An 11,831-nucleotide genomic window follows, 5' to 3' on the forward strand; every position below is an offset into this window, starting at 1 on the left:
TTCATCAGCACGTTAAATATAAGAAGTGTTATAAAAACCCAGCGCAATTACACTGGGTCTTTTTATTATTGCTCAAGGATTATAAATCCGCGAGATCGAGCATAATGCAATTATAGGCTATTTTTAATTTGAACCGCCTCCATATTTATAAACTTCTGTTAAATCAATTTTATTCTCTTTTTTTAAAAAATATATATTTTGAGTTTTCTTCTGTATAAATGTGCCAATATAATTTTGAGGCAATTTCTTTTTAGTCCAAGGATCATAGCTTTTATCCTTTAAAATTAATCCAGTTTTACTATTTATATGATACCATGCACCATCACAATCCACCACTATATAATCATTTGTTGGTTTAAACAGGTATGATTTTGCCTCTGAATCTACATTATCTCTAAGTCTCATTTTACTAATATTATTTCCATTCAAATCTTTAACTGTTAAATATCTTGCATCTCGATTTTCAAAAAACGAATGATTAGGATGTTGAACGGATATTGAAATAGGTGTTACAATATTTCTTTCCTTTGTACAACTATAAGCTGCTATAAATATTAGAATATAAAAAATATTATTTTTCATTGTAATTAGTAGTTAAATTGAATAGTTCCTAAAACTCCATAAACACTTTGATTAACACTATTTGACCAAGTAGATTTCATTAAAAAAGAATCGGCTTTATTATTATCTTCTAAAGCTTGGCCCCACTGATCTGGAATCATTCCTACAGAAGGAATATAAGCTCCTTGTCCTAAATTCCAATTATATCGATCATTCCATTGATTAGTAGTGGTACCAATAAAACTCCAAGAAAACATTCCTGTTCGTGTAGCTTTAACACTCACAGTTGTTTTAATATTAAAGCCACCAGATCCATAATACAAATCAGTACCTTGATCAGCATTATTAGAATCTACATAATATTTGCTAATAAGCATAGACTGCCCTACTTTTAAATTACTAGCATCAGAATAAATTGCCGACCAAATTTGGCTTAAATTTGTTTTCACCAAAGATCTTACCGAATTATACTTTAAAAGAAAATTTTTATCTACATTAATAGCAGAACCACTATTACCTAAAAAATGTTCTAAATTATTTGCAGAAAAATTATATCCATATTTTCTTGATTTTGTTATTAGATCTCTAAATCGTTTTTCAATATACTTTAGTTCAACATCATTATAATCACCTGTATTATCCTTGGTAGTAGTTCTTCTATCTGAATCATTTCTTCGTTTACCCTTATTTATAGAATTTTTTTTAGGATCATCTTCTCCTCCGCTAAATGTTCCATTTCCATCATTCATCCAAGTACTAGAAACTGAAGTATTTTGCCACATCTCTTGTATAGAATTAACAGATAACATTCCGTCTGGATCTATAAAATTTATAGGATTATTATAAGCATAATTATATGGTGTCCAACGGCGTGAAGTTTCAGCTAATGGGTCTATGACCCCCCATCTTCCAATATCCGGCATATACATCCGTGCCCCGTAATCATACATTCCCGTCTCCTGCAACTCTTTGCCATTATATTTGTACTTAAAATTTGTTCCAAAATCATTTAATAAAGAAATGTCATTATATCCTTGGTGCTTCAGCCCGAAAGGATAATAATTGCTTTCTTCCAAAACAGCGATACCCCCGCCATCTGCTGCGCTGTAGCTTAATCTTACATTGCCCAGATGATCGGTATAGTTGTATACATATTCTCCTCTTTCCGCATTGTAAAACCCTTCTGATGTCGGGAAGAATTTCAGCTTCTCGTTTTCATACTGAAATCCGTCAAGGTAATCTGTCGTCGTAGAGCCAAAGATCTTCTGCGCTTTTGTCCCGTCGGCACGGTAAATATAAGAAGTATTTCCCTGAGAAGAAAGTACTTGTGTGGGAAGATTAAGGTAATTGTATTTTATCAGGGAAATTCCTTTGTCTACCTGGCTGGTCATATTCCCGTTCACATCATATACTATAAGGTTTCCGCCTGTTGGGTATCCGTAAGAATTTGCTTTAGCATCCGTTACTTTTATAAGCTTATTGGAAATATCAGAACTGCTAAAATCATATTTCAGTTCATCAATCTGAAGCGGTGTATTCTGTCCTGCCGGGGGATTCTTAAAACGGTTTAAGGTCTTAATATTTCCGTTGGCATCATAGCTTAACTGTTCATCATAATAATGATTTTGGGTATTGGCTGCTAAGAATGGGGTGAGATAGATCCCATCGGTCAGTCTGTTCAGTGGATCGTATTTATAACTGTATCTCCTGTAATTGCCATCTCCAAGCTGTGTTTTCCAGTCTATCTCAGAGATATTCCCGTTGTATTTGGCAATACCGTAATCCGGATCTTCGGGATTTTCATATTTGATCTTCATCCCAAAAAGGTCATCCCCAAGATTAGAAGGGTTATTAATGGAAGTCAGCCACCCCCTGATGTTGTATGTATAGTCAATTGATTGAAGCGGCGTACCGAAATTATTCCCTGTTTTCTTATTGGTGAGTTGTGACAGGTCATTGTAGGTATTTTCAGCGAGCAGTTCCTCCGGTTTGCTGTCTACCTGATGGAAATGCTGAAGCAGCCTGTTCTGATCATCATAGATAAAGCGTTCTTTTATTCTGATTTCCTGTGAAACCCTTGTTCTCCTGTGGCTTGTATAGGTTTCGTCTGCCAGTCCTGAGAAATTGAGCTTGGTTTCGGTATTGGTATAACCACCCAAATGATTGGTAGAACGTGTTGAAATAATCCTTCCTTTAGAATCATAGTACATATAGGTTCTCGTCCATTGATCATTTTCGACATTCCTAACCAGAGAAGCCGTTTGAAGCCCTTTTGTAGAGGCGTCATCGTTACTTCCTAAAACCGGAGACAATGTGTATTGTCCCTGTATTGATGAGAATGATTCGGCACCTTCCGGATAGGTGTCATAATAGTTGATGGCTAAGATGGTCATACTTCCTGTAGGAAAGGCTTTCTTATCATAAAATACATTAACACCTGCTAAATTGAACGGTACTGCAGATCGTTTTTCATTATTATAAGGATTTGCCGCCATACTGTTCAGGGCATTCTGCATCGCCTGCCTGTTGGCCGTATTGGAAAAGAATCCCGTATAAACAACTCTTCCCAGTTCATCGTATTTGGTAAAGATCCAGCCTTTGCCATTGAAATTATTGGTGGTCGTTCTCAGGTTTCCATCCTGTACCAAAACCGGTCTGTCCTGCTGGTCATATACCATCCATGTCCAATCCTGGCCGGGAAGTCTTTTCTCCACATTCCTATTCTGCCCGTCATATCGGTATTGGTAACAGAGTTCATTAAGAATACCGTCAGTGACTACGTTATTATTCAGCTCAATCTTTTTTACTGCTTTGGGAGTGATGACAAAAGCAAGCTGGTTGTATTCATTGTATACATAATAGGTATCAATGCTTTGTGTTCCATCTGTTCTGCGGACCAGAACGGTCTGACCCCTTCCGTTTTTGTATTCGGTTACGGGATTTCCGTCTTCATCAGTTACCGTATTTTTGTATAGTACACCTGCTGCATAACACCCTGAATTATCGGAGGAAACGGATACTTGTGAAACGGTATTGGAAATATTGTTCACCGTATTAATTGAAGTCGTGGTAATAAACTTTTTAACCTCATTTACCTTATTGGCTTCATACTCAAACTTTTCTGTATTTCCTGAAGACATTACCCAGGACTCACCTGGCTGGGCTTGCTGTAATATCCTGTCTAAAGGAGAGTTTTCTACCTGTTTCTCTGTATAAGCATTATTCACACCATAATAGGAGTTGGCTGCGTTTTCGTTGGTAATTCCGGTATGAATATTTGAATTCTGGGTCTGTGCCGGAACAGGTAAAATATTTTTTATCTGTCTGCCAAATCCGTCATAGACTACAGGGGTTACCAGGTCTTTGCCCGATGGTGTAGCTTTTACGCTGATGATCTGCTTGGCACGGCCTAACCCATCAAAATAGGTAATGGTCTCAGACTTCCTGTTACAATCAGCAGTCAGGCAGTTTTTAGACTGCACATAATTTTCTGTTGCTGTTTGCGCAAACGACAGTATCGAGACAATTAGTCCTAATACCGCGAGTGTATTTTTAATAAAATAATTTTTCATTATTTGGGCTTATTGCTTATAGTTATAATTAAATTCTTTCACTTTTCTGTAGACATAATTGCCGGTATTATCTTTCTCTCTTACCTTTACTTCTTTTAACCTGTTGGCTGTGTCATAACTATAGATTTCCCTGATCCCTGTGGGAGGAGTAATACTCGTTACTCCGATAAGAGGATCATAAGTAAATGTGGTGACCTGTTTGTCTGCCAAAGCCGTTTGTTTCCTAAAGTCATTTAAGACACTTAACAGCTGGTCCTCAGTTGCCGGATTAGAAGCGTCCTGGTCTGAAGCTGATACGATGGCTGAAATGGAAACAGCAGCCGTTAGCTGGTCATAGGTTATTCCTTCAACTTTGGCAATAGGCTGAGTTTTATTGTAACCCCAAACGATAGCCACAGGAACACCGTCTTTTGTAGTGTACTGAAGAATATTGCCTTTCTCATCGTATTTGTCATATTTTACTTCTGTTGAAGGGATATTGTTGAGCGTATCATACGATTTTATTTCCAATGGTAACACCAGGTTTCCTGTTTGTACTGTCGGAACTGATGCAGGGTAAATTGTTTCTGTTTTAGACAGGGTCTTTGTATTGCTGCCAATGGTTTGGGTTGTTGTGGTTTGTAACGGGATACCAACCATGTTTTTACCAATCATTAGCTGATTGCCTTTTTCATGAGCATACTGATAGGAAACTTCATTGATTGTGCCATCCGGAGAGATTGTTTTCTGGCGGCTCAACTGGTAATTTGATGGATTGCCATAAAAATATTCTGTCTGAGTCTGAACAGGAGCACCGTCAAGATAATCCGTTGTTTTCTCTGAACTAAGATAGCTCCAGTAGGAAATTGTACGGTACTCGTTGACGTCAAGATTATCAATATAAGGAGTATTGATTACGAAGCCGACATTTTTCCCATAACATGCGTGATCCGGGTTTCCAATATCATACTGTGTACAGTTGTAAGGTGTTGGTGATGTACATACCATCAAATCGTTTCTTCTATGAGTATAGTTTTTCATCTCAAACGTACTGGCATCATTTTTCACAAAAGAGCTTTCTTTTTGTTGAATAGTTACTAAACTGCCATTGTCATCTTTACGCAGGATTTCTGATAATACTTCCACGCCATTGTTCCATCCGTAATTGGTATAGGGTGTACTCTGAATATCATTGAGCCCCCAAAGATGACCACCCATTGAATCCCTGTTGATATTGAATTGTTTGGTTTGACCACCTCTTTCAAAATTATCCCCACCATGGCTTATCGTTACATATTTGTAAAAAGTAGATGTGCTTTTATCTGTATCGAATAAAGGAAGGAGGCTGTTAGAAGATTGTACCAAGAACAATCTATTATTAAACAAACATTGTCCTTGTCCTATGATATTGGAACAGTCTTCTGACGATAGATAATTATATACAAAAACAGGATCAGTTCCTTTATCCCCGGATGAATGGTTAATATCATCTTTTTTACCATAATAATATCTCGTATACACAGGGTTAGCAGATGGGTTGTCATAATCTTTTGTTCTTTTTATCCTTACCCCGCCTGTATCTAAATTCGTATCGAATACTTGTGGTGCTGATGGATAATATTTAGCATCCGTGTATATATAAGTGCATCTAGAAGCAGACAGTTTGACGGTATAATTTACACCCGCCGTTGCATTAAAGCTCACCGTATTGATTTGGTTGTTGATAAATTGTGAATACATAATGCTGTTATTTGCGGGATCAAAAACCTGTATTCTACCAATAGGAGTGTGCGTCTGTCCGGAATCAACACAACTGATATTGAATCCGCTTTCTCCAGATATTTGAACAGTTTGGTTAATTGGCGACATGAAGTTATACTGTTGTGTTACAATACCAACGCTGCCATTTACAGCTTCCATGTGTTTATAGGAATATGGAGGATATACGGTTTTAGTACCCCAATACGTATTTCCTTCATATTCAAGTTCTGTGTATCCTTTGGTAGGATAAGTTATTTTGGTTAACATTCCCAATTTGGAATAATTTGGATCAGGTTTCTGATTAGCTCCGGACGGATTATACTGTTCTAAATTATAGTCCGGAATTTTAGGTACAAGGATGGTATTGATTTTACCATTGTAATATCCCCAAAAGTCCCTGCTATAGGATAATCTCGCAGGAAACTGCGAGGGGTTGTCATAATTGAAAGCGTAAGATTTTTTTGGGTCTTTAAAAACAATTCCGGTTAGGAAATTCCTCTTGTTGACAGTATTGAGATAGTTGAATGTAGCGCTTTCAATTACAGTTCCGTTTTTATCAGTTTGGGTAATATTCTGAATTTTATAATTTCCGTCAGTATCAATATTAGTCGCATCAGTTGAATAGCTAAAATTAATGCTTCCATTTAGCAAATTATTACTACTAATCGTTTTTATTCTTTTACCATGTACAGTCATCATATGGTCCTTTACGACTCCGATTTGTGTGGTAATTGTCGAAACATATGCTCCTGTGCAATTAGTATAGGGTTGACTTTGGGTTAAATCCTGTGATTGTGATGCCGTATAGTCCAGATACATGTCCTCATACGTAAAATATACTTCATCTCCTTTAGGATGTACAATTTTTGTAAGGTACCATGCTGTTATACCTCCATTAGGTAACTGGTGTCCTGTTCCCAATGTTTTGAAAATAGTAAGCTCCGTTTCTGTGAAGTAATACTTTTCACCATTGGAAAGAGTAATGATAAATCCATTGGTGTTTTTTTCAATCTTTAGTGCCTGTTGATCTATCAAATGAACCTGATTGTTGCGGTCATAGAAAAACTTACCCGACACTCCGTTAAAGTTAAAGGAATATATGTCAGCTTCTGTATCAATACCTCCGCTTATATTTCCCAAGTTATATATAGCTTCTTTAAATGCCGGAGTATTACCTGGTGCAAAAGCATTTGAAGCAAGCTGTAAGGTTTGGGAAGTGTCATCGGGACCGTCACGTACTGTTCTTGAAATCACACCACCTGAGTTGAGGTTCCATCCTAAACCGACGTTAGATGATATTTCATCAATTTTAATACCGTTGTTGCCATAGAACATAGCAATGGGAAGACTGATATTATCGGTTTTATAATTAAATAAAGGAATATTAACGTTAGCTGTTCCTGTGAAAAGACCTACCGGTACATTCCCATAATTTCCCAATGCATAAGCGGTGGGTGATGGGGGAATAATATTTGCAATATTGGTATCATTGTCAGATGATTGTTGTTGAGCTTTAACAGTATTTATATTTGCAAGCAATAATCCCAGTGGGAGTAATATTTTTTTCATACTTAGTATTTATTTCTTAATCAGTTTAGCACTCGCTGTTTTGTTATCATTGGTTTTCACCGTTACCAGATACGCTCCCTGAACGAGATTCTGCGTATTGATCTTCGTGACTTTATTTTTTGTTTTCAGGCTCTGCAATTGTCTTCCGCCCATATCATATACAATAATTTCTGCCTCGAACCCCTGCCCTGAGCCTGTCGAAGGGATTCCAATCTCCACATACGCGTAATCTGATACAGGATTCGGATAGATCTTAATATCCTGTTTTTCGATCAACTGGTCAATCTGCCTGTCACCCAGCTTTACGATCTTCCAGTTTTCTTTGCCAAGCTCTTCGGCGCTGGTTCCGGCTAAAATTATCGAACCGTCTCTGTTTAGTTTTATATCCGAAAGTCGTTCCTCTCTTTTCCTGGATTCTCCTTTTACATGTTTTCTCCACTGCTCATTACCATTCTGATCCAGATACAGCATCCAGAACGTTTCATCATCACTTTCAATTCTTCCTTCAGCCTGTGTATAGCCTCCCAATAAAACGCCTTTAGACTTCCCGCTTCCATCTTCCTGCTTCCCGGCTATTACGCTCATTCCCATCAGCACATCCCGGTTTTTAAAATTGTAGGATTTCTGCCAGATCTCTTCACCCCTTTCGTTTAAAGAAATCAACCATAAATCGGTTCCTTCTTCGATGCCTACGGTTTTATTCCCTGACCGTTCAGACCTTGATTCGCCTCCGATTAAATAACCTGTAGAGGTTAAAGCTATGTTCTCAAATGGTCATCTCCCTTTCCTCCGAAATTCTTCTCCCATTCTACTTTGCCTTCTTTATTGAGCTTGATGATCCAGTAATCACCCTCCCCAAAATTGCCGCTGGCTTTTGGCATCTGGCTGCTGGCTTTACTTCCCGCTTCCGGCATCCCGCTTCCAGCTACCGCTCCGCTTCTGGAATACACGCCCAGCAATGCGCCGCCGTCTTTGGTGGGTATCATTTTCTCAACCTCATCCAGGCCTTTTCCGCCTAAAATAAGCTGCGATAATTCTTTTCCGTTTTTATCTAATTTAACGACCAAAACATCTTTGGATCCGTAACCCAAAGTTCTCGTTCCCTGAGGCTCTCGAAGGGAACCTGTCATTATATTTCCCGCCACAAAAAATCCCATATCCGTTGTCTGAATTACTGCCCTGGCTTCTTCATCCGAACTACTTCCAATCGTTTTCTGCCACAATTCATCCCCGAATTCATTGATTCTGATCAGCCAAAAATCAGATCCGCCTTTGGATTCTTCTTTTTTGTCTAAGCCTTTCCCGCTGAATGAAGTTCCTGCTAAAACGAATCCACCGTCCTGAGTGTTCACCGTAGCCGAAAGGAAATCATGGTTCTGCCCCGAGAAATATTTCTCCCAGACTTCTTCGCCCTGCTGGTTGAGTTTAACCAAATGAAAATCGTAACCGTTGTTGGGCTGCTGGTTGTTGGCTGTTGGCAAATGGCTTTTGCCTCCAGCTTTGGACATGTTATTTCCTGTCTGGATCGAGCTTCCTGTTATTAAATACTGCTGGTCGATAGTGGTGGTAACCTGGGAAAGAAAATCCTGGGTGGAGGATTTAATGTCTTTCTGCCAGATCACTTCCTGGGCAGAAACGCCCAGAACGGAACATAAGAAAAATGCTCCTGAGTATAATTTATTCATACAAAGTGTTTAATGATAAGTATTATTATTGTTTAAAATTGAAAGGTCTGAGAATACAGAATTCCTGTATTAGAATTCGGAGCGCTATGGAGAAATGGCCCGATAAGGATATGTTTTTATCATGGTTCTTGTTTTTTAATGTCTATTGATTAGAAAAATAATTCCATTGCTGCAAAACTAATGCTCACATACGACAAAAGATGTCGTATTATTTTAAAGATGCATTTTCCTGTTTTCAGGTTGGAAGTTTTCTAAAATCCGGTGCGAAAATAGAAAAAATAAATCTCCGGACAAAGAAATTTAAATGAATTTTATGTGACGAAAAAATGCCTGTAAAAATGCCTGTAAACGCTATTTTTTAATTTTTGTAGTATATTGATTTTCATACTCAATAAGATGAATTTTATAGAAAAATATACTGTCATAAAAAGCATTGGGTTAAAATAAAAAAAATGGCGTTTTTTGTATAAAAAAATATTGCTCAGGAAGGCAACAATAAATTTAATTCCCTTACGTTTGAACTGGAAAAAGCAAAATTATTATTGACCATTAAAGAGCACAAAAATGAAAAACCAGTCACATCCTCCGTTTCATCATGATGAGCTGATGAATATTATTATCGAAATTTTCTCAGAAATCCTGTTAACCCTTGAAAAATCAAAAAATAATGAAGTTCAGTATTATGACAGTGCCGATGTTAAAAGACTGCTGAATATTAGCGACAGTACCTTGTTCAGGATCAGGAAATCACAGAAAATTCCTTATGTCAGAATCGGCAGGAAAATATTTTACCCGAAATCTTTTTTTACAGCTACCCTCAGAAAATGAGGGTAATTTTTTTTAGCTGGATACACTTATGACCCGTTGTGCATTTTGAAAAATTTTGATAGTAGATTCGTCAGTTCGAGTGTTTTTCGCAGCGCAGCGGAGAAAAATGTATCGAGAACCGGTGAATGAAAAGATCCATGGAAATAACTTCTCAATACGATTTTTTTCAAAAAAATCTACTCAAATTGACGAAAATGAATCAGAATGTGATACTGATAATCATTTTGAATAATTTGTCATCATAGGGTAACGCTTTGGCTATTGTTGTATGTTTCTTCGGGAGTTGTTCGGAAAAAGTATGCTTTTTCCGAACAACTCCCGAAGCTGACCCGAACAACTCCCGAAGAATCAGATACCCGCACCAGTCAGAAACAGGCATTGCCGGTCAAAACCGGTCACGCTTTTCACAGGTCGTTAAAATACAGATATTCCGTTATATCTTCGTTCTGTTAACCTTTAAAATTAATTGAAATGGCAAGAATAACAAAAGGAATCCTCGGAGGATTTTCAGGAAAAGTAGGAACAATTGTAGGAGCCAGCTGGCGCGGACAGGATATTATCAGAAGTACTCCCAAACCAAGTAGCAGGCCGCCAAGTGAAAAGCAACAGCTTCAGCAGGATAAATTTAAGCTGGTGATCAGTTTCCTGCAGCCACTAAAAAATATCCAGAACCGATATTTCGGATCGCGTAGCGGATCAAAATCCAGGGTGAATTTGGCGGTATCCTACACCATCAGCGAAGCAATACAGATGGCAGGTACCATCCCGGAGCTGATGTATAATAAGGTGCTGATTACGAAAGGAGACCTGACCGGTTTTCAGAATGTGGTTGTAGCGGCACAGACCGGAAATATCATCAGGCTGACCTGGGAGAATAACTCTGTACAGGGCACTGCTTCCGAAAGCGACAAAGTGAATGTAGTCTGTTATTGTGAAGAGCTTGACCAATTCGAGATTTTCGAATCCATTGCCCTGCGTACCGCTCTTACGGTAGATGCTACACTTCCCGCCTTGTATAACGGTAAAGAAATTCAGGTCTGGAGCTATTTTCATAATTCTACGGAAACATTGGCTTCGAACAGTGTTCATCTGGGAAGCTTTACTTTAGTGTAACCCTAATCTCCACCCACACGGTGGAGTTTTTTTGGTTAGGTGGCTTGGAGAGCCACCTTTGGTGTATTTGTGTTTATAAGAATTTGTACAGGAACGATGCCTGAGGCTCTGTAGGAGAGGTGGCTTCGAGAGCCTCAGCCACCTTTGGTACATTGTTGTTATCTGATAGTTATACTGAACGATGCCTGAGGTTCTGTAGGAGAGGTGGCTTCGAGAGCCTCAGCCACCTTTAATACATTGTTGTTATCTGATAGTTATACTGAACGATGCCTGAGGTTCTCGAAGGCAGAGTATAATGTCAAAAGTTTTATCTTTGAACCTGTTAAAAACGCAAATGATGAAAGGATGGATGTACATTCTTCTCTGTTCCGACGGAAGTTATTATACCGGGAGTACGAATGATCTTGATCGCAGAATCATACAGCACCAAATTGGAGAGGGTGCCAGCCACACTAAAAAGAGACTTCCCGTAAAATTAGTATATTATGAAGAATATCACCGGATTGATCTTGCTTTCTACCGCGAAAAACAAGTCCAGGGATGGAACAGAAAAAAGAAAGAAGCACTGATTAGCGGAATGCCGGAACTCCTTCCGAAATTGGCAATTGCCTACCGGGATCTAACAAAAGAGTAAGGTGGCTTCGAGTGCCTCATTTAGAGTATTAGTGTTTTATAAGAATTGTTTGGTGACTATGCCTGAGGTTCTTTAGGAGAGGTGGCTTCGAGAGCCTCAGCCACCTTTGGTACATTGTTGTTACCTAAT

The 11,831-nt window shown here is 38.4% G+C and carries 8 protein-coding genes; 3 read left to right on the forward strand and 5 right to left on the reverse strand.

Annotated features, from left to right (window positions below):
- Window positions 1-123: 123 nt before the first annotated feature.
- From U9K52_RS20755 to U9K52_RS20775, 5 genes are all read right to left on the reverse strand, one after another.
- Window positions 124-582, reverse strand: coding sequence for a hypothetical protein (locus U9K52_RS20755; protein WP_312176841.1), 459 nt, complete (start codon window positions 580-582; stop codon window positions 124-126).
- Window positions 583-587: 5 nt separating this feature from the next.
- Complete coding sequence (locus U9K52_RS20760) at window positions 588-4,133, reverse strand: DUF6443 domain-containing protein (protein WP_322927960.1); 3,546 nt, start codon at window positions 4,131-4,133, stop codon at window positions 588-590.
- A gap of 9 nt (window positions 4,134-4,142) precedes the next feature.
- Window positions 4,143-7,442, reverse strand: coding sequence for a hypothetical protein (locus U9K52_RS20765; RefSeq protein WP_322927961.1), 3,300 nt, complete (start codon window positions 7,440-7,442; stop codon window positions 4,143-4,145).
- 9 nt (window positions 7,443-7,451) lie between these two features.
- The gene (locus U9K52_RS20770) at window positions 7,452-8,105 is read right to left on the reverse strand and encodes a T9SS type A sorting domain-containing protein (protein WP_322927962.1); all 654 of its coding nucleotides are present in this window, start codon (window positions 8,103-8,105) and stop codon (window positions 7,452-7,454) included.
- Window positions 8,106-8,200: 95 nt separating this feature from the next.
- On the reverse strand, window positions 8,201-9,127 hold the full coding sequence (locus tag U9K52_RS20775) for a hypothetical protein (RefSeq protein ID WP_322927963.1): 927 nt from the start codon (window positions 9,125-9,127) through the stop codon (window positions 8,201-8,203).
- A 564-nt stretch (window positions 9,128-9,691) separates the two neighbouring features.
- Between U9K52_RS20775 and U9K52_RS20780 the strand changes: the two genes are divergently transcribed.
- The 3 genes from U9K52_RS20780 to U9K52_RS20790 all read left to right on the forward strand — a co-directional run bounded on the left by U9K52_RS20780 (window position 9,692) and on the right by U9K52_RS20790 (window position 11,702).
- The gene (locus tag U9K52_RS20780; RefSeq protein ID WP_263602884.1) at window positions 9,692-9,955 is read left to right on the forward strand and encodes a helix-turn-helix domain-containing protein; all 264 of its coding nucleotides are present in this window, start codon (window positions 9,692-9,694) and stop codon (window positions 9,953-9,955) included.
- A gap of 471 nt (window positions 9,956-10,426) precedes the next feature.
- Window positions 10,427-11,068, forward strand: a complete 642-nt coding sequence (locus U9K52_RS20785; protein ID WP_322927965.1) for a DUF6266 family protein — start codon at window positions 10,427-10,429, stop codon at window positions 11,066-11,068.
- A gap of 313 nt (window positions 11,069-11,381) precedes the next feature.
- Entirely contained in the window at window positions 11,382-11,702 is a 321-nt protein-coding gene (locus U9K52_RS20790; protein ID WP_312177301.1) for a GIY-YIG nuclease family protein, read from the forward strand.
- Window positions 11,703-11,831 lie beyond the last annotated feature (129 nt).

The sequence above is a fragment of the Chryseobacterium sp. MHB01 genome (assembly GCF_034651565.1).
Classification (GTDB): Bacteria; Bacteroidota; Bacteroidia; order Flavobacteriales; family Weeksellaceae; genus Chryseobacterium; species Chryseobacterium nepalense.